The following is a 19,721-nucleotide window of genomic DNA, read 5'->3' as shown; positions in this document are numbered from 1 at the left end:
GAGAATAGAATTTCCTCTATTCAACAATCGCTTGTCTTTTAAATCTTCAAAATGTCTTGTCTGCATTTTTTTATCTCAAAGATAAAAAAAGTTGTGTCCAGACGGTAGCTCCCTACCAAGCTTTTTTTGTCTTGTAGTATTCCGCTTTTTAGTTTTCCAATGGAAGAAAACCGTATTGTTTAGAATATTTCAACATTTGCTCAGCAAATGTTTTTGGTTGCTCAATTACAATTGAAATAATTTCTCCTTTGCCATTTAATTTTGGAACCAAAACTGGATTTACAAAACCACTATAAGGAGCATCTGTAAATTGTTTGTTACGCACCAATACTTCAGCATGAATTTTTTGATCGACTTTCACACCATAATTTTCCACCAATGCTTTTCCAGCTTCAAAATCACCTTCCGATTTAATTCGTTGTACTTCTTTTAATAGTTCTCCAAATAAATCATGCAGTTTATCATAATCGGTAATATTAAAATATGTCTTTCCGTTGCGCGTAATCATTTCGATAACATTCTCTTTTTTACCTTTTTCATATACCCAAGCACTCACCCACTGACGGTTTCTCATGTGAGCTTCTTCAATATTGGCTCCCAATTCCAAACGAACTAATTGTGTCATTAATCCATTTCTAATATAACTGTCATAACATTGCATACCTAATTCTTTCCAATTGTCAACTAAACCAATTTCTTGAATTTTTGGATTGTACAAATAATACAAACCGACCAAATCAGCTCTTCCTTCCTCTAATGTGGAAGAATAGTTTTTTAATGTTTCCTTTGGAGTTCCAACACCAGGATTTATTTGTCCTGATGCGTGCCCTACTACTTCATGCAAAGAGGTATGCAATTTACTTCCTAGTTCACCATATTTCTCGGCTAAACGAATTTCTTCAGCATCATTTGCAAACTCCTGCAATCGTCCTTTTCCAGCAGCTTTAGAATAGGCATCAATAATATTTCCAAGTGAAACCGATTTGGAACCATAATCGGCACGAATCCAATCAGCGTTTGGCAAATTTACTCCAATAGGGGTACTCGGCGACGAGTCTCCAGATTCTCCCGCTACAACAACTGTTTTATAGGAAACTCCAACCACGTTTTTCTTTTTATGTTCCGGCGCCAATGGTGAATTATCTTCAAACCACTGCGCGTTTTTAGACACAACTTCCATTTTCTTAGACATATCAAAATCCTTAATTTGAACAATACCTTCATAAGAACCTCTATATCCCAATGGATCATTATAAACTTCTATAAAACTGTTGATATAATCAATATTCCCTTCTGTCGCCTGCAACCATGCAATATTATAGTCATCCCAAGTTTTAAGATCTCCTGTTTTGTAATATTGGATTAGCAAACCAATAGCATCTCCTTGTTTTTTATTTTCAGCAACCTTTTGGGCTTTTTCCAACCAAAAAATAATTTTATCAATCGCTGGTCCATACATTCCACCACTTTTCCAAACTTTTTCTTCTAATTGACCATTTGCATTTTTAACCAATTTAGAATTCAAACCAAAAGAGTAGGGTTTCTTAGGATCTGGGCTTTTTTTAGCAGCATAAAAAACTTCTACTTCTTTTTGGGTAATTCCTTTATCATAAAAATTAATCGCCGATCCTTCTAATAATCCTTTAGTAGCGTCAAGATTCACTCTTTTCGAATCTACATCATTGAATAGAATGGCAACAATTTGTGGAGACAAAGTAGTTTTAGTTGTTTTCAATAAGGTATTAAAATAAGCAATTGAAAAATCAGGCTTGATCTTTTCGGTTGAATAATGGTGATGAATACCGTTTGAAAACCAAACTCTTTTCAAATAAATTTCAAAATTTTTCCAATCAGCAGATTGTTTGTCTCCTTTATAATTTTGATAAATATTCTCCAATGCTTTACGAATTTTCAAGTTGTATTTATAATGTTGATCCCACATTATATCACGTCCTGAATTTCCAGCTTGAGTTAAATAATAAACTAACTTCTGTTCTTTTAAACTAAGATTTTCCCATCCAGGAATCTGATACCGCAAAACTTTTATATCAGAAAATTGCTCTACAAAGAAGTCGAAAGGTGCTTTTTCATTGGATTTTGTTGTTGTCTTTTTATCACTTTGTGCATTACCAACAACTGAAATCATTGAAATCATAAAAAGACCTACTATTTTAACTAATTTCATTATTTTTTTTTTTAGATATTAAACATACAAATACACACCAAATATACGGCTTCTTTAAATAAATAATAAAAATAAGACAATAAATTATTAGTATTTTACATATTTCACAACTGCTTCAATTAATTATTTATATATCAAAAGCCCTAAATATCTTTTTTATGTTAATAATAAAACTTCCTTAAAAATAATTCCCTTTGCATAAAACAAAATCCCTGAGAAACACTTTAACATTTTATGAATTGTGTTGTAGTATAATTAATTAAATTTCTAACTTTACATCACAAAAAACAATCAACCCCATTATGAGAATTATAAAGTATCTTTTTCTTCTATTACTATTAAGCCTTGTAGCCCTTACAATCTATATTGCAACACAAAAAGGGAATTTTACGGTAAAAAGCAGTAAAGTAGTCAATTCTCCAAAAGCAACTGTTTTTAATTACGTGAATGACTTTAAAAACTGGGGTAAATTTACCACATGGATTACTTCGGATGCAAATATGAACTTATCATTTTCTCCAATATCAACAGGAAAAGGAAGTACCTTAAAGTGGGATGGCACAAGTGATATTGGTAATATTCAAACATTATACACTAAAAGTAATGACAGTATAGTTCAAAAAATGGAATTTAACGGAGCCTCTTCTGATATTTACTGGAGTTTCAAAGATACATTGGGGGGGACAAAAGTCACTTGGAAATCCGTTGGAAAAATGGATTTCATGATGAAAGTAAAAACCTTTTTCAACAGTGGGACTCCAAATTCTTTATCTAAAGTTTATGATAAAAGTTTAGTTAATCTGGATAAGTCTCTTGACATTGAAAACAATACTTTTGACGTAAAAATAAATGGTATTGTAAAAAAATTAGAGACTTTTTACTTAAGACAATCCTTTACTAGCAAAATAAGCGATATTTCAAGAAATGCAAATGTTGTATTTTCTAAAATCATCAATTTTTGTAAACAAAACAATATTGCTTTAAACGGAAAACCATTTATTATCTATCAAACTTACGATACTATTAAAGATTTAACGAGAGTTTCTTTTTGCATTCCTATAAAAGAACAAATCTTCACTAGTGAAGGAAGCGATATTTTATCTGGCAAATTGGTAGCTTTTAACGCATTAAAAACCCGCTTAACTGGAAATTATAGCTATAAAAATAAAGCATTAGCAAAAACATCAGCTTACGCTTCGGCTAACAATATCCTTACTGGCAACACTTTTTCACATTTGGAAATTTTCACTATTGGTAAAAACGAATCCAAAAACCCTTCAAAATGGATAACAGATATTTATTTTCCGATAAAACCAAAAGTGATTCCAACACCTTATAGAAGAGTGGTAAAAGATAGCCTAGTAAACACTCCAACGACAATTAAAAATGAAAATCAATCCGAATTTTAATTTAATTTATTTTCAGATTAAACCTTTTTCATTCATTTGCATCTAAGTTTAAAAAAGAACAAATTGCAGGAAGAAAAGGAATTCATTACTCGTCTATTGAACCCAAAAACGCAAAATCAAGCGTTTCAAGAACTCCTGCACGAATATCAAAAACCACTGTACAATCATATTCGAAACATTGTTTTGAGTCACGATGATGCAGATGATGTTTTACAAAATACTTTCGTAAAAGTATTTCAAAATTTAAAAAACTTTAAAGGCGAAAGTAAATTATTTTCTTGGATTTATCGCATTGCGACCAATGAAGCATTGACTTTTTTAAACCAAAAAGCAAGAAAAAGCGGTATATCATCTGTCGAATTACAAAACAAAGCCATTGACAATTTAAAAGCCGATATTTATTTTGACGGTAATGAAATTCAAATCAAATTGCAAAAAGCAATCGTAGCATTACCGGAGAAGCAACAATTAGTCTTTAAAATGAAATATTTTGAAGAATTAAAATACGAAGAAATATCAGAAATACTAGGAACATCGGTGGGCGCGCTAAAAGCTTCCTATCATCATGCGGTAAAAAAAATAGAAGCATTTGTAACTTCAGATTAAACCTTTTAATCATGATTTAGTCAAATACACACTATGAAATTCTAATGATTCAAAAAACACAAATAAAAATAGAGAATAGCGATACCATATTCCGATAAAAGAAAATAGCAACTCAATATGAAACCATTTAAATTAGATCAAGAACCAAAAATAGATTCAGGATTCAAAACTCCTGAGCACTACTTTGAAAATTTCGCTACAAACTTGATTCAAAAATTACCAAAAGAACCAATTGCAGAAGAAACTAAAGTTGTATCTATTTCTAGAAAAAGAAAAACTGTTCTTATGACCATTGCAGCAATTTTAGTGCTTTCCTTAATGATCCCAATAGCCTATCAAGTAAATACAAAAAATAAAGAAGTCGATACGGTAACTTTAGAAAATTATTTAACAGAAGAAACTACTCTTAATCAAGACGAATTAATTGGAGAAATAGAACCTGAAAACAGTGTTATTATCTCAAAGACAAAGGAGATAGAAACTGAAACACTGGAAGATATTTTGGTAACCAATCCTAATATTGAAAATCTAGTTATAGAAAATTAAACTCAAAAAACACATTAAAATAGTATAACAAATCCAAAAATAAACATCATGAACTTTAAAAAATTATACCCCATATTATTCTTATTTTTATCCTTTAATTTTTACGCTCAAGGTGAACGATTTAGAGAGAAAAGAGAACAAATAAAAGCAATGAAAGTAGCTTTTATTACTAGCGAATTAAATCTTACCTCAAGTGAAGCTGAGAAGTTTTGGCCTATTTACAACACTTTTGACGACAAACAATTTGAATTGAGACATCAAAAAATGAAAGGCTATTTTAAAAGAATGCAAGATGACGAACTTGATAAGTTATCTGAAAAAGAAGCTAGCACGCTTTTAAATCAAATTGAAAGTAACGAAGAGGACCTATTCAACTTAAGAAAGAAATTCATTATTAGTTTGAAAGAAGTTCTTCCTTCTGTAAAAATTATAAAGCTAAAAAAAGCTGAAGAAGATTTCAACAGAAAACTGTTGCAACAATATAAAGACAAAGGACTAAAGAAATAGTTTTTTATCCATTCAATACAGTTCTCGTTTTATAAAATCCTTTATAAAACGAGAACTTTTTATTTAAAAAGAATTCGGATCATTTTATTACGACCAGCCGCAATTGCTGCCCTTTCATCTATAAACCGAATAGTATAGAAACTTGGGTCATTAGAAAACTGCATCCAATTTAAACCTCCATCTGATGAATAATACAAGCCAGAAGCTCCAACAACTATAATTCCTTTCCCGTTGCTATTTGGTACATACTGAACGCAAGACGCATATCCAAAAGCCTCATTATTCGCGATAAGTTTCCATGTTTTTCCTCCATCAGACGTAATTGCTTTGTTTTCAGAATTCTGATTTAGTGCTTCGTAATTACCGCCGGCAACAAAACCATTTTTGGCATCAAAAAAATCTGCTGTAAAAATCCCGGTCATTTGTTTGCCTTGAATAATTGGTGTTTCATAAATATCCCAAGAATTTCCTTTGTTTGAAGAATAAAACACTCTTGATTTCTTTCCACCAGACACAATCCATGTATCATTTCCTTTAACAATTATATTGGTATTACTTGCCGCAAAATGAGCTTCACCCTCAAAAACTTTAGGGGCTTTAGTATCCGGTAATTTACTCCAAGTATTTCCACCATCATGGGTCCTTATGATCGAAAGACAATCGGTAATTGGATCACCTATCGCAATTCCCTCTTTGTCATTCCAAAATTGCATGCTATCAAAAAACACTTTAGTATTTTTTTCTTGATAGACCAATTTAGTTTTTTTTCCATCTTTACTTATTTGATACAACAACCCAGGATTGGCTACACTCAGTACGTAAATATAATTGGATGTTTTCGCAATACTTCTAAACTCGATTTGTAAAGTATCTTCAACAATGGTTTTTTCGTTTCTTTTATTAGATTTTAAATCATAAAAACCGAATCTGTTTTTATCGCCGGCATACCAAATTTTATCTTGATCGATTACAATTGCTCGAATACTAATTTTATCTTGAAATAGTGTATCTATTATAATGGAACTAAAACTAGTTTGTTTTAATTTATTTTTATTTAAATTTTGAGCATCAGAAAAATGTAAAATACTAAAAAACAGAACACTTAGAACAAACTTCTTTATCATAATCGAATATTTTTTATCAAATATATAATTTTATCTAAAATCCATCACCAATAATAATTATTTCTGGCACAGTTGTTGTATATATGTTTAAGACAAAAAACAATTAACTCAAATTCGCCATGAAAACCAAATTACAATTAGCCGCCATTATCGCTTCCTTTTTTGCCTTTCAAATGAATGCACAAAATAGAACAACAATAAACGCGATGAACTCTGAAATTAGTGATAACCTAGATTTGACTGCCGTTTCTTCTATCTTTGGAGAATCAGAAAGCTTAAATGATTTTGAAAGAAGATTAAACGACCCAAAGCTTCAAATCTCAAATTTAGACTTGAACAATGACAATCGTGTTGACTATTTAAGAGTAATAGAATCTGTAGAGAACAGAACACACGTGATTGTTATACAATCAGTTATTGGTCGCGACTTGTACCAAGACGTTGCTACTATTGAAATTGAAAAGGACAGACGCAACAAAATTTCGATTCAAATAGTTGGAAACGCATATATATATGGTCAAAATTATATTTACGAACCTGAATATTGTTATACCCCTCAAATTTACGCCTCTTTTTGGGGTGGTTATTACCGTCCTTATTATTCAACTTGGACTTGGAACTATTATCCAACATATTACTATGCATGGAACCCCTACCCAATTTACAGATACAGACAGAATGTTTATGGTTGCGTGAACTATTATAATACTTACAACTATGTAAACTACAGAAGATGTAGCCGCGCTCCGGTTATCTACAACACTTACAGCTGTAACAGTTATGAAAGACAATATCCTGAATATGCTTTTTCAAGAAGAAACGATAAAATTTCCAACAGATATGAGTTAGATCAAAGAAGATATAGCAATTATAGTGGTTCAAGAAATGAAGTTTCTAGTTCTAGAAACAATTCCAATTATACTAGAAACAAGAGCAATTACATTAGTAATTCACAAAAAGAATATACTCAAAACAGAATGAACACTCCAAGAGAAGTAACAATTCAAAAAGCAGAACCTCAAAGAGACTATGCACAAAACAGAGCCTACACTCCTAGAGAAAATAACACTCAAAAAGCAGAACCTCAAAGAGATTATTCCCAAAACAGAGCCTACACTCCTAGAGAAAATAACACTCAAAAAGCAGAACCTCAAAGAGATTATTCCCAAAATAGAGCCTACACTCCTAGAGAGAATAACGTTCAAAAAACAGAACCTCAAAGAGATTATTCCCAAAGCAGAGCCTATACTCCTAGAGAGAATAACGCTCAAAAAGCAGAACCTCAAAGAAATTATTCCCAAAACACAAACAGTTCCCCAAGAGAAAACAACGCACAAAGAACTGAATCGCGAGGCAGCGAGAACGCATCAAGAAACAATGGAAGAAGAATGTAAATAATTTAAAAAACTACAAAAAAGGCTTAATATGTTACTATTAAGCCTCTTTTATTATTTTAAAAATAAGTTACCTTAATTTGTTTTAAAATAGTAAATTTGACGAGTTTTTATAAAATATTAGATGAGCGCAACGCACAAAGACCTCCATAGCAAATTAACTTTAGGTGGTTTATTAATTTCTTTAGGAATAATTTACGGAGACATTGGAACATCTCCTTTATATGTAATGAAAGCCATACTTGGCGATTATATAATAAATGCAGATGTCGTTTTAGGAGGCGTATCATGTGTCTTCTGGACTCTGACCCTTCAAACTACAATCAAATATGTACTTATTACTTTAAGCGCCGATAATCACGGTGAAGGAGGTATTTTTGCCCTATATGCCTTGGTAAAAAAAACAAAAATCAAATGGCTGATTGTTCCCGCTATAATAGGTGGAAGCGCCCTACTCGCAGACGGAATCATCACCCCTCCCATCTCAGTATCTTCTGCTGTTGAAGGAATGAGAAGTTACTTCCCGCACATTAATACCGTTCCAATTGTTATTGGTATTTTGGTCATGTTATTTACAATTCAACAATTTGGGACTAAATTGGTTGGGAAATTTTTCGCTCCTATGATGCTTATATGGTTTGGGATGCTCGCTATTTTAGGAATTAATCAAATTTCTATACATCCAGAGGTTTTTAAAGCTATTAATCCTTATTATGCTTACCATTTATTAAGCATTCATCCAGAAGGTTTCTTTGTATTAGGTTTTGTATTCCTGTGTACCACGGGAGCTGAGGCATTATACTCCGACATGGGCCATTGCGGAAGAAAAAACATTAGAATAAGCTGGATTTTTGTAAAATTAGCGTTGGTTTTAAATTACTTTGGACAAGCAGCTTATTTAATTCATCACGAGGGAACAACCTTACAAGCACTTGGAGGTGATTTTGCCAACCCTTTTTATCTTATAATGCCACTGTGGTTCAAACCATTTGGAATTGTGATTGCTACTGTAGCCACTGTAATTGCATCTCAAGCCCTTATATCCGGTTCGTTTACTTTGATTAACGAGGCAATGCGATTAAGTTTCTGGCCAAAAGTTAAAATCAAATATCCGACAGAACTGAAAGGTCAATTGTACATCCCTTCTATTAACTGGTTATTACTCCTTGGTTGTATCGGAATTGTATTACATTTTGAAGAATCCAGCAATATGGAACATGCCTATGGCTTGGCTATTATCCTATGCATGATTATGACAACCATATTATTGAATTTTTATTTAATCATGAAACGAGTAAAATGGTACTTTTTCGTACCTTTAATTACGATTTACATGTGTATTGAGTTAAGCTTTCTAGCAGCAAATATTACAAAATTTGCCGAAGGTGGTTATGTAACACTCTTTATAGCACTAATTCTTATTGGTATAATGACCGTTTGGTACAGAGCCAAACAAATTAATAAAAGTTATACCAAATTTGTAAAAATTGATGATTACAAAAAAGTATTAAGCGAATTAAGTGCCGATTTATCCATTCCAAAATATGCGACCCATTTGGTTTATATGACCAATGCCAACCGCTCTGATGAAATTGAAGAAAAAGTAATGTTTTCTATTTTACAAAAAAGACCTAAAAGAGCCGATATTTATTGGTTTGTTCACGTAAATATTTTATCCGAACCTTATAAAACCGAATATAAAGTAAGAGAAATTCTTAAAGATGATTTATACCGAGTAGATTTCAATCTTGGATTTAGAGAACCAACCAAAATAAACTTAATGTTTAGGGAAGTAATCAAAGACATGGTAAAAAATGGTGAAGTAGATATTACCAGTAGATATGAATCCCTTAACAAAAACAATATAATTGGAGATTTCAAATTCGTTTTATCTGAAAAATTCCTGTCTAATGATAGCGATTTATTATGGCATGAAAAATTGATAATGAACTCCTATTTCTTTATTAAAAAACTAAGTTTATCGGAAGAAAGTGCTTTTGGATTAGACAGTAGTTCTGTAAAAATTGAGAAATTCCCAATGGTTCTTCATCCACCAGAAAATATTGGACTAACGAGAGTTTACGTAAAAAACTAAATAAATATATCCAAAAAAACACTGTTTCAATAGCAGTGTTTTTTTTTGATTAAAATATAAAACTCAGTTTTAACCAATAAATAGTACCTTTGCATTTCAATTATTTAAAATGAGATTACACAGAAATTTAGTTTATACTACTATAGATGCCCTTAATGCTATTTTTAACGAGGGAGAATATGCCGATAAAGTAGTAGCAAGATCCCTAAAAAAAGACAAACGTTGGGGAAGTTCAGATAGAAAATTTGTAGCAGAAACCATCTACGAAATAGTACGTTGGAAAAGATTATACGGTGAAATTGCCGAAGTAAAAGAACCGTATGACAGAGACAACCTTTGGCGAATGTTCTCAGTTTGGGCTGTATTAAGAGGTTATCCAATTCCTGATTGGAGACAATTGGAAGGAACACCGGAACGAAAAATAAAAGGTCGTTTTGACGAACTATCTAAAGTAAGAGCACTTAAAGAATCCATTCCAGATTGGATGGACGAATTAGGAGTGAAAGAATTAGGTGAAAAAGTTTGGGCTACAGAAATAGCTGCTCAAAACCAACCTGCCAAAGTAATTTTAAGGGTCAACACACTTAAAACTACCAAAGAAAACTTGAGAGCTATTTTGATGGATTTAAACATCGAAACAGAGTTCTTAAAAAACCAACCAGACGCATTAGTACTAAAAGAAAGAGCCAATGTTTTCTTGACAGATGCTTTCAAACTGGGCTTTTTTGAAGTTCAAGATGCAAATTCACAATTAGTAGCTCATTTTCTGGATGTAAAGCCAGGTATGCGAGTGGTTGACACTTGTGCTGGAGCTGGAGGAAAAACATTACATATTGCTTCTTTGATGGAAAACAAAGGACAATTGATTGCAATGGATTTATACGAAAGCAAACTAAAACAGTTAAAGCTTAGAGCCAAAAGAGATGGTGCGTTCAATATTGAATACCGCATCATTGATTCTACAAAAGTGATCAAAAAGCTCCACGAAAGAGCTGACAGAGTTTTAATTGATGCTCCTTGCAGTGGATTAGGTGTACTGAAAAGAAATCCGGATTCCAAATGGAAATTAAAACCTGAATTCATTGATAACATTCGTAAAGTACAATCGGAAGTATTGGAAAGTTATTCAAAAATTGTAAAACCAGGCGGCAAATTAGTTTATGCTACTTGCTCTATTTTACCTTCCGAAAATCAAGAACAAATCGCTCGTTTTCTAACCACCGATATAGGCAAACAATTTAATTTCATAAAAGATCAAAAAATACTGGCTTCAGAATCTGGTTTTGATGGATTTTATATGGCTTTATTGGAAAGAAAAGAGAATAAAGAATAAAGATTGCAGATTGCAGATTGCAGATTGCAGATTGCACAAAAAAAAAGTCCTCGGAAATTCGAGGACTTTTTTTTATGCAATAACATTTTTTTTCTTTGATCTTTATTCTTTGTTCTTTAATCTCCTAATCATTCATAGAAATCAAAAACTCATCATTAGTTCTAGTTGCTTTGAAACGATCATTTATTAAAGTCATAGCCTCAACAGGATTCATATCTGAAAGCATTTTACGCATGATCCACATTCTTTGTAAAGTTTTTGGATCCAATAACAAATCATCACGTCTTGTACTAGACGATGTTAAATCTATAGCAGGAAATATACGTTTGTTTGCAATTTTTCTGTCCAATTGCAATTCCATATTACCCGTTCCTTTGAATTCCTCAAAGATAACTTCATCCATTTTAGAACCTGTTTCTGTCAAAGCAGTAGCAATAATACTCAAAGACCCTCCATTCTCAACATTACGAGCTGCACCAAAGAAACGTTTTGGCTTTTGCAAAGCATTAGCATCCACACCTCCACTTAACACTTTTCCAGATGCCGGTTGTACTGTATTATATGCTCTTGCCAAACGAGTGATTGAGTCCAAAAGAATTACAACATCATGACCACACTCAACTAAACGTTTTGCTTTTTCGAGAACAATATTAGCAATTTTCACGTGTTCTTGTGGCTCTCTATCAAATGTTGAAGCAATTACCTCACCACGTACACTACGAATCATATCGGTAACCTCTTCAGGTCGCTCATCGATCAATAAAACAATTAAGTAAGTCTCTGGATGATTGGCAGCAATTGCATTGGCAATTTCTTTTAGCAACATTGTTTTACCCGTTTTAGGCTGAGCAACTATCATACCGCGTTGTCCTTTTCCTATTGGAGAAAACAAATCGATAATTCGTGTTGAAATAGTACTTTGTTTCTCGGCCAATCTGAATTTTTCGGAAGGGAAAACCGGTGTTAAATGCTCAAAAGATACCCTGTCTCGAACCACTTGTGGATCATGTCCATTAATTTTTAAAACTCGCACAAGAGGAAAAAACTTCTCCCCTTCTTTTGGAGGACGCACTACTCCTTTTACAGTATCTCCAGTTTTTAAACCAAATAAACGAACTTGGGAAGTAGATAAATAAATATCATCTGGTGAAGCCAAATAGTTATAATCCGATGAACGTAAAAAACCGTAACCATCTGGCATCATCTCAAGAACACCTTCGCTTTCTATAATACCATCAAATTCAAAATCTGCATCTTTAAAATTACTTTTTTTGTTTTTAAAATTTGGGTTTTGATTAGGATTCTGGTTTGGGTTTGGATTGGAATTTCCATTTTGATTGGGATTTCCATTTTGGTTGGGATTCAACTTAGCAATTGGGTTTTGTCCCTTTTTATTAAGTTGATTAGGATTTATTTTTTTTTCTGGAACAGGGCTTTCTACTTTCTCATTTATTACTTCCGGATTGGAATCTGATGAAGTTTCTTCCAGAATCCCAGTTTCCTTTAAGGCTTCCTTCTCTTTTTGCAAAGCCATCTTTTTCTCGTAAGCAGACTTGCTAAACTTTACTATCTTACCTTCTCTTTTTGGAGAAACTTGACTTTCTGCAGCATCAGTTGCAATGGGTGAAATAATCGTTTCCTTTTTTTCTGGGATTACTGCTACTGCGGGCTCTTCTATTTTTTCATCAGTAACAAATAAAGAAGGAGCATCATTTTTTGGAGTAATTCCCTTTTTCACAGCTGCAATGCGAGCTCTTTTGGGTTTATCCTCCTCTATATTTTTTTCTGAATTCTTTTCTATTGTTGATTCTGATCCAACAGTAGCTGCTTGATGTTCTAAAATCTGGCTAATTAAAGTCTCTTTTTTTACACCGTTGAATTTAATGGTTTTAGCCGTTTTAGCTATTTCTTGAAGCTCAGCAAGCTTCATTTCTTTTAATACAGAAATATCAAACATCAATGTTCTATTTGTTTAATTAATTTGGAAATAATGCAAAAGATTTTTTTAGGTAGTATCTTATTTTAATCAACCGCAGTATGAAGTGCTTACGGTAATGTTATGCAATAATACAAATAAAATTTATCATACAATAGTATTTATTAAAAAGAAAATATATTTTTGTACAACAATACAAAGTCATGATACAACGAATTCAAACCGTATATTTATTCCTCACCTTTTTGGTAGTAGGTATTTTGCCATTTATTTTTCCTTTATGGACATTGAGCGATGGCAAAGAATATTATTTTATGCAAAATCAAATTTATGTTGTCTTATTGGGATTAAGCACTGCAATAACCATTTACAGCATTATATCATTTAAAAAAAGACAAACTCAATTTGTTGCCAACAGATTGAATATCGTATTAAATTTGATTTTATTAGGATTGTTTGTATATCATTCACTAAATTTATCTGGAGAAACACTCGTTGTTTCTGAGAAAGGTATTGGGATGTTTGCGCCTATCTTGGCAATTGTTTTTTTAGCTTTAGCTAACAAAGCCATTAAGAAGGACGAAGATCTTGTAAAATCTGTGGATCGATTGAGGTAAACCTATAAAATTTAATTTATTAATGTGCGAAGAAATCCCGAATGTAACAGTTCGGGTTTTTTTATTCAAACGACAATTTTATTTTATTTGAAAAATAAAAAAATTAGTACAGATTAACAATCTTTTTTTTTATAAATTTGAATACAGTAATTGATAATATGACAAAGAATATTCGAATTCATCTTGCCGATGACCACCAGATAATTTTACACGGTATTCAAACTTTACTACAAACAATACCTAATTTTGAAGTTGTTGGTTCATCACTCAACGGAACAACTATTTACGACGATGTGAGCAAAAATCAAGCTGATGTTCTTGTTTTAGACATTAGTATGCCCGAGAAAGACGGAATTGAAGTTGTCAAAGAATTTGCCGAAAAAGGATTTCCATGCAAAGTAATCATTCTTTCTAGTTATGATGATTTAAAATTAATTAAAGAAATCATGGATCTTGGAGTAAGTGGCTATTTGACCAAGCAATGTGCTGGCGACAACATAATTCAGGCAGTACAAGCTGTTGCAAACGGCGAAGAATATTTTTGCGAATCTATTCGAGAAAAAATATTCTCTAATGCAACCAAAAATAATCCAAAATTAAATACTTACAAACCCAATGTAAACCCATTATTGACAGAACGTGAAATAGAGATTATCATTTTGATTGCTCTTGAATACAGCGGTAAAGAAATAAGTGAGCAACTTTTTATCAGCATTAATACTGTTGAAACGCATCGGAAAAATATCATGAAAAAATTAAAAGCTAAAAACACCATTGGTATTGTTAAGTATGCCATGAATAATCATTTAATTATATCTTAAGTTTAAAAACTAAAAACATTTTTTATTTATCGCTTCTATAATAAGTATATGTATCAAATTAGGTTTCGACTACTAATCTGTTTTTTATTTCTAATCTATTTTAGTCAAACCTCACTTGCTCAAAATAAATTACTTTCCACAAAAGAAACTGCCAAACTAATAATAGATGCCAAGGCAAACAGAATCGCGGGTGATTACGAAAAATCATTATTGAAATCAAGAGTTGCGTTAGAACAGGCCATAAAAAATAAAGACAATGATTTAATCGCCAATTCCTATTTAATTATTGCTGCCAATTTTGATGAACTCACAGAACCCGACAAAGCTTTATACTATTACAATATCGGGCTCTATTATGTTAATAAAACAAATAATAATATTTTAAAAAATCAGTTTTATAACAATTTAGGCAACATTTATTGTTTTGACAAAAAACAATACGATAAAGGAGTTTATTATTACAAAAAATCATTAGAGCACAGTCAAAAAATCCTAGATAGAAAACAAATATTCCTGACCAAACTTAATATTGGCTGGGCTTACTTTGATATTGAAAAATTCGAAGAAGGATTTCCTTATTTGCAATACATCAATAAATACCAATCCATTGATGGTGATGAATCAACTATTGTCGCATTGAACATGCTAAACGGCATGTATTGCAATTTTATGAACGAAAACGAAAAAGCCAATTCTTATTTCGAAAAAGCAATCGTATTTGGCACTCTCGGAAATGAAAAATCAGATTTATCCTATTCTCATTTAGAATACTCAAAATTTTTAAATAAAATAAAGGAACCTCAAAAAGCTTATGAAAATCTTTCGCTATACAATAAAATAAATAATGATCTCCATATCGAAGAAAAACTAAACAAAGCCAATATAGTAGGAATTAATCTTGAAATTGATCATTACAAAAGAGAAATTGACAAGATTGAAACGACTTACAAAACAAGACAAAACCAACTTATCGAAGAACAGTCCAAAAATAAAAAAATTGTCATTATTGTCCTTTTTCTTTTAATATGTACTATAATTTTTCTTTATTTTTTCTTCCAAAACATACGCTTGAAACAAAAAAACAAACTCAAAGATTTCCAAAGCAAAATCCAGGAAAACATAATTAATGCCTCAATTGATGGGCAAGAATTGGAACGAAAAAAAATAGCTTCTTTTCTACATGATAACATTAGCTCTCTGCTCTCTTCCGCGGGCTTGCATCTGAATGTTTATACTTCACAAAACAAAACTCAACCAGAAGAAATCAACAAAACAAAAGAAATACTCGAAGAAGCACACAATCAAATCCGAAACTTATCACACGAATTGATGCCTTCCCTTTTGGTTCGTTTCGGATTGTTCTACGCATTGGAAGATTTGTGCGAAAAAACATCTAACTCAATGATTAAAATCAGTTTTAACTCCATGATTTCCATCAAAAAAAGATACAATGAGGATTTTGAAATGAAACTGTATTTCATCATTGCCGAATTAATCAACAACATCATCAAACACAGTAATGCCAATAATGCTTTTATCAACATTCAAGAAACTGCATCGAACCTGATCATTAATGTAACGGATAATGGAACCGGTTTCAAAAATAATCATTTTGAAGTTTTAGAAGGATTTGGGATCAACCAAATTCGGGCAAGAATAAACAATATGAAAGGTGAATTTAATATAAACTCCATACTAAACAAAGGAACCACAATTAGTTTAAAAATCCCTATCATCTATTAAATACTAAACCTTTTTATCAATTTCAATAATCTCTAAGTTCTTAATAGCGTCACCATCAATCACAAAACGGAGCATCGTTCGCACCTGATGAAACCCGCTTTTACCCGCTGCACCTGGATTCATATGCAATAAATTATTCTTTTTATCAAAAATCACTTTTAGAATATGCGAATGACCGCAAATAAACAACTTTGGCGGATTTGAAGCCATTTCAGTCTTCAAAGCCGGATTGTATTTCCCAGGATAACCACCAATATGCGTGATCCAAACATCAACGCCTTCACAGAAAAATCGATTGTGTAAAGGGAATTCCAAACGCGCTTGGGTATCATCAATATTTCCATAAACAGCGCGCAAAGGTTTCAGCTTTTTAATCGTATCAGTAACGATTAAATCCCCAATATCGCCCGCATGCCACACTTCATCAGCTTGATTAACATATTTTAAGATAGTGTCATCAATATGACTGTGTGTATCGGAAAGCAAAAGGATTTTTTTCATGTTTTAAGGAGCTAATCCTGCTATTCGCTGGTATCTTTTTATTTTTAAAGGAAAAACAAAAAGGATAACGCTTCTATCAGGGCTATGGCATTTGGGCAAAAATAGACATTCTCTTTTAAATAAAAAACAACCAAACAAGATACATTCTTTGTAAATTTGCCACTATTAACTCTTTCAGTGTACATCCTTTCAGCATCATTGGCTGAATGCTAAACACTGAATACTGCGCACTAAAATTGAGATATTTTATAAAATTAGCATACAACGGAACACACTATCACGGTTGGCAATACCAACCCAATGCAGCTTCTGTACAAGAAACGATGAACAAAGCCTTTTCGGTTATTCTCAATACACCCATTAATCTTATGGGGGCAGGAAGAACCGATACTGGGGTTCATGCCAAAGAAATGTATGCCCATTTTGATTTGGAAACCCCCTTTGACATACCGAATCTAATACACAAGCTTAATTCTTTTTTACCAAAAGACATTGTTATTTATGATATTTTTCCCGTTGCTGACGAAGCACACACTCGTTTTGATGCTACAAAAAGAACCTACGAATACCACATCAACACCTTCAAAGATCCTTTTCTTCAAGAGCAAAGCTGGTATTTCCATCAAAAACTCGATGTGGATTTAATGAATGAGGCCGCAAAATCATTACTGAATCATACCGATTTTCAATGTTTTTCAAAGGTAAACACTGATGTAAACACATTTGATTGCAGTATATTTGAAGCGTATTGGACTCGAGGCGGAGCCGAACAGAGCGGAGCTAAACAAGAAAACGGAAAATTAATTTTTACCATTTCGGCCAATCGTTTTTTGAGAAATATGGTTCGCTCAATTGTGGGAACTTTAATTAATATTGGGTTGCATAAAATCACTTTGGATGATTTTGAATCGATTATAGAAAGTAAAAACAGAGATAACGCTGGATTTTCGGTTCCGGCACATGGGTTATATTTAACCAAAATTGAATACGATTACATTACGAAATAGCCCTGATAGAAGCGGAAATCCTTTTCTATTTTTTCTTTAAAAATAGAAAAGATTGCAGCGGATAGCAGGAAAAAGCTCCAGAAAATAAATGAAAGCAAAAGCATTTGACACCCGATTATTCAAGAGAATATTAAAATACACCAAACCCTACCAATGGCGTTTTAACGGTGTGATTATTTTCGCCATTTCACTATCGGTTTTTGCAGCACTTCGCCCCTATTTATTAAAACAAACGGTCGATAGTTATATCCAGCCCAAAGATCAAAATGGTCTATTGATGTATATCACTTTGATGGGAATTATTCTTTTACTGGAGGTTTTTTCCCAATTTTTCTTTGTGTATTGGGCAAACTGGCTTGGGCAGGATATTGTAAAAGACATTCGGGTAAAACTATTCAAACACATTTTGAGTTTTAGAATGAAATATTTTGATTTGGTTCCTGTAGGTCAACTTGTAACCCGATCTGTATCGGATATTGAGGCTATTGCCCGTATTTTCAGCCAAGGATTATTTATGATTATAAGTGACTTGATGAAAATGCTGGTGGTACTTATTTTTATGTTTTATATGAACTGGAAACTGACATGGATTGTGATTGTCGCAATGCCAATTTTGGTTTTTATCACCCGTATTTTTCAAAAAAAGATGCAAGTTGCCTTTGAAGAAGTTCGTACTCAAATTGCCAATATGAACTCTTTTGTCCAAGAAAGAGTTACTGGGATGAAAATAGTTCAGTTGTTTCATCGCGAAGATATTGAAGCCGAAAAATTTAGAGTAATCAACGATAAACACAACAGAGCCTGGATAAAAACCATTTTATACAACTCGATTTTCTTTCCTATTGCCGATATTATTTCATCGTTGACACTTGGTTTTATTGTTTTATACGGAGGATTTAATATCTTGAGAGGAGATAGTTCGACTACGTTTGGGGATTTATTTTCATATACGATGTTCATCGGAATGTTGTTTAATCCGTTGCGTCAAATTGCGGATAAATTCAACGAAATGCAATTGGGAATGATTGCCGCCAACCGTGTTTTTGACATTTTGGATACTCAAGACCAAATACAAGATACAGGAACTATTGAAGCTCCACTTTTTGACGGAGATATTCGTTTTGAAAAAGTCCATTTTGGATATATACCAAACGAAGAGGTCATCAAAGGAATCAATCTTGAAGTAAAAGCGAGTCAGACTATTGCCATTGTAGGTTCTACCGGAGCAGGAAAATCGACCATTATCAATTTACTGAATCGGTTTTATGAAATCAATAGCGGTTCAATATTTATAGACAATCACAATATTGAGAATTACACTTTGAGTTCATTGCGCAAGCAAATTGCGGTGGTTTTGCAGGATGTATTTCTTTTTGCCGATACCATCTATAATAATATAACACTCAACAATCCTGAAATCACTAGAGATCATGTATTGAATGCTGCCAAAAAAATAGGCGTTCATGAATTTATTATGAGCTTGCCAGACAATTATGATTTTGATGTAAAAGAACGTGGTGTAATGTTATCGTCCGGACAGCGCCAACTTATTGCCTTTTTACGTGCGTATGTGAGTAATCCCAGTATTCTTATCCTGGACGAAGCAACATCTTCAATCGACACGTATTCCGAAGAACTCATTCAGCGAGCTACAGAAACCATTACCAAAGGAAGAACATCGATTGTTATTGCACATCGATTGGCCACCATCGTCAATGCTGATAAAATTGTGGTTATGGACAAAGGCTTAATTGTAGAACAAGGAACGCACCAAGAATTGATAAACCAAGAAAAAGGGTATTATAAAAACCTGTATGACTCCCAATTTTCAGTTGCAAACTGATTTTAAATTAAAGAAAATTATCACAATAACTGCTATTACATTAGTAAAAACCCA

Annotated in this window: 16 protein-coding genes; 12 read left to right on the top strand and 4 right to left on the bottom strand. The window is 32.5% G+C overall.

The features are described 5' to 3' along the window. Positions 1–148: 148 nt before the first annotated feature. Positions 149–2,185 (bottom strand): dipeptidyl-peptidase 3 family protein, encoded by a 2,037-nt coding sequence (locus KZH69_RS06655; protein ID WP_219316669.1) that lies wholly within the window; start codon positions 2,183–2,185, stop codon positions 149–151. Positions 2,186–2,487: 302 nt separating this feature from the next. Here KZH69_RS06655 and KZH69_RS06650 point away from each other — a divergent pair, with 302 nt between their 5' ends. The 4 genes from KZH69_RS06650 to KZH69_RS06635 all read left to right on the top strand — a co-directional run bounded on the left by KZH69_RS06650 (position 2,488) and on the right by KZH69_RS06635 (position 5,253). Next, entirely contained in the window at positions 2,488–3,594 is a 1,107-nt protein-coding gene (locus KZH69_RS06650) for an SRPBCC family protein (RefSeq protein WP_219316668.1), read from the top strand. Positions 3,595–3,657: 63 nt separating this feature from the next. Continuing rightward, positions 3,658–4,200 carry an RNA polymerase sigma factor gene (locus KZH69_RS06645; protein ID WP_219316667.1) on the top strand — a complete coding sequence of 181 codons (543 nt, stop codon included), beginning with the start codon at positions 3,658–3,660 and terminating at the stop codon, positions 4,198–4,200. A 117-nt stretch (positions 4,201–4,317) separates the two neighbouring features. Then, positions 4,318–4,746: a hypothetical protein gene (locus KZH69_RS06640; protein WP_219316666.1), complete on the top strand. Its 429-nt coding sequence runs from the start codon at positions 4,318–4,320 to the stop codon at positions 4,744–4,746. 48 nt (positions 4,747–4,794) lie between these two features. Further along, positions 4,795–5,253: a sensor of ECF-type sigma factor gene (locus KZH69_RS06635; RefSeq protein WP_219316665.1), complete on the top strand. Its 459-nt coding sequence runs from the start codon at positions 4,795–4,797 to the stop codon at positions 5,251–5,253. A gap of 59 nt (positions 5,254–5,312) precedes the next feature. Here the strand turns inward: KZH69_RS06635 and KZH69_RS06630 are convergent, their stop codons facing one another. After that, the gene (locus tag KZH69_RS06630) at positions 5,313–6,377 is read right to left on the bottom strand and encodes a WD40/YVTN/BNR-like repeat-containing protein (protein WP_255557657.1); all 1,065 of its coding nucleotides are present in this window, start codon (positions 6,375–6,377) and stop codon (positions 5,313–5,315) included. A gap of 119 nt (positions 6,378–6,496) precedes the next feature. Here KZH69_RS06630 and KZH69_RS06625 point away from each other — a divergent pair, with 119 nt between their 5' ends. The 3 genes from KZH69_RS06625 (at position 6,497) to KZH69_RS06615 (ending at position 11,199) form a co-directional block, all read left to right on the top strand. Beyond that, positions 6,497–7,771: a hypothetical protein gene (locus tag KZH69_RS06625; RefSeq protein WP_219316663.1), complete on the top strand. Its 1,275-nt coding sequence runs from the start codon at positions 6,497–6,499 to the stop codon at positions 7,769–7,771. Positions 7,772–7,895: 124 nt separating this feature from the next. Further along, complete coding sequence (locus KZH69_RS06620; protein ID WP_219316662.1) at positions 7,896–9,866, top strand: KUP/HAK/KT family potassium transporter; 1,971 nt, start codon at positions 7,896–7,898, stop codon at positions 9,864–9,866. Between the two features lie 109 nt (positions 9,867–9,975). Continuing rightward, positions 9,976–11,199: an RsmB/NOP family class I SAM-dependent RNA methyltransferase gene (locus KZH69_RS06615; protein ID WP_219316661.1), complete on the top strand. Its 1,224-nt coding sequence runs from the start codon at positions 9,976–9,978 to the stop codon at positions 11,197–11,199. A gap of 124 nt (positions 11,200–11,323) precedes the next feature. On the opposite strand, the gene rho is transcribed toward KZH69_RS06615, so the two are convergent. Beyond that, positions 11,324–13,156 (bottom strand): transcription termination factor Rho, encoded by a 1,833-nt coding sequence (rho, locus tag KZH69_RS06610; protein ID WP_219316660.1) that lies wholly within the window; start codon positions 13,154–13,156, stop codon positions 11,324–11,326. Positions 13,157–13,338: 182 nt separating this feature from the next. Between rho and KZH69_RS06605 the strand changes: the two genes are divergently transcribed. The 3 genes from KZH69_RS06605 to KZH69_RS06595 all read left to right on the top strand — a co-directional run bounded on the left by KZH69_RS06605 (position 13,339) and on the right by KZH69_RS06595 (position 16,316). Then, a complete protein-coding gene (locus KZH69_RS06605; RefSeq protein ID WP_219316659.1) occupies positions 13,339–13,752 on the top strand; it encodes a DUF4293 domain-containing protein in 414 nt (137 codons plus the stop codon). A 158-nt stretch (positions 13,753–13,910) separates the two neighbouring features. Further along, positions 13,911–14,573, top strand: a complete 663-nt coding sequence (locus KZH69_RS06600; RefSeq protein WP_219316678.1) for a response regulator transcription factor — start codon at positions 13,911–13,913, stop codon at positions 14,571–14,573. Positions 14,574–14,621: 48 nt separating this feature from the next. Then, on the top strand, positions 14,622–16,316 hold the full coding sequence (locus tag KZH69_RS06595) for a tetratricopeptide repeat-containing sensor histidine kinase (protein WP_219316658.1): 1,695 nt from the start codon (positions 14,622–14,624) through the stop codon (positions 16,314–16,316). 3 nt (positions 16,317–16,319) lie between these two features. Here the strand turns inward: KZH69_RS06595 and KZH69_RS06590 are convergent, their stop codons facing one another. Beyond that, the gene (locus KZH69_RS06590; protein WP_219316657.1) at positions 16,320–16,817 is read right to left on the bottom strand and encodes a metallophosphoesterase family protein; all 498 of its coding nucleotides are present in this window, start codon (positions 16,815–16,817) and stop codon (positions 16,320–16,322) included. Positions 16,818–17,053: 236 nt separating this feature from the next. On the opposite strand from KZH69_RS06590, the gene truA reads away from it, so the two are divergent. Continuing rightward, positions 17,054–17,824, top strand: a complete 771-nt coding sequence (gene truA, locus KZH69_RS06585; RefSeq protein WP_219316656.1) for a tRNA pseudouridine(38-40) synthase TruA — start codon at positions 17,054–17,056, stop codon at positions 17,822–17,824. An 88-nt stretch (positions 17,825–17,912) separates the two neighbouring features. Then, positions 17,913–19,667 carry an ABC transporter ATP-binding protein gene (locus tag KZH69_RS06580; protein WP_219316654.1) on the top strand — a complete coding sequence of 585 codons (1,755 nt, stop codon included), beginning with the start codon at positions 17,913–17,915 and terminating at the stop codon, positions 19,665–19,667. Positions 19,668–19,721: the final 54 nt, after the last annotated feature.

It is taken from the genome of Flavobacterium taihuense (assembly GCF_019351435.1).
GTDB lineage: Bacteria > Bacteroidota > Bacteroidia > Flavobacteriales > Flavobacteriaceae > Flavobacterium > Flavobacterium taihuense.
This window is presented reverse-complemented; position numbering and strand designations above follow the sequence as displayed.

Bases quoted from the DNA above. Each gene is read 5' to 3' on its own strand.
- KZH69_RS06655 (WP_219316669.1), bottom strand. From the start codon at position 2,185: ATGAAATTAGTTAAAATAGTAGGTCTTTTTATGATTTCAATGATTTCA.
- KZH69_RS06650 (WP_219316668.1), top strand. From the start codon at position 2,488: ATGAGAATTATAAAGTATCTTTTTCTTCTATTACTATTAAGCCTTGTA.
- KZH69_RS06640 (WP_219316666.1), top strand. From the start codon at position 4,318: ATGAAACCATTTAAATTAGATCAAGAACCAAAAATAGATTCAGGATTC.
- KZH69_RS06635 (WP_219316665.1), top strand. From the start codon at position 4,795: ATGAACTTTAAAAAATTATACCCCATATTATTCTTATTTTTATCCTTT.
- KZH69_RS06630 (WP_255557657.1), bottom strand. From the start codon at position 6,377: ATGATAAAGAAGTTTGTTCTAAGTGTTCTGTTTTTTAGTATTTTACAT.
- KZH69_RS06625 (WP_219316663.1), top strand. From the start codon at position 6,497: ATGAAAACCAAATTACAATTAGCCGCCATTATCGCTTCCTTTTTTGCC.
- KZH69_RS06620 (WP_219316662.1), top strand. From the start codon at position 7,896: ATGAGCGCAACGCACAAAGACCTCCATAGCAAATTAACTTTAGGTGGT.
- KZH69_RS06615 (WP_219316661.1), top strand. From the start codon at position 9,976: ATGAGATTACACAGAAATTTAGTTTATACTACTATAGATGCCCTTAAT.
- rho (WP_219316660.1), bottom strand. From the start codon at position 13,156: ATGTTTGATATTTCTGTATTAAAAGAAATGAAGCTTGCTGAGCTTCAA.
- KZH69_RS06605 (WP_219316659.1), top strand. From the start codon at position 13,339: ATGATACAACGAATTCAAACCGTATATTTATTCCTCACCTTTTTGGTA.
- KZH69_RS06600 (WP_219316678.1), top strand. From the start codon at position 13,911: ATGACAAAGAATATTCGAATTCATCTTGCCGATGACCACCAGATAATT.
- KZH69_RS06595 (WP_219316658.1), top strand. From the start codon at position 14,622: ATGTATCAAATTAGGTTTCGACTACTAATCTGTTTTTTATTTCTAATC.
- KZH69_RS06590 (WP_219316657.1), bottom strand. From the start codon at position 16,817: ATGAAAAAAATCCTTTTGCTTTCCGATACACACAGTCATATTGATGAC.
- KZH69_RS06580 (WP_219316654.1), top strand. From the start codon at position 17,913: ATGAAAGCAAAAGCATTTGACACCCGATTATTCAAGAGAATATTAAAA.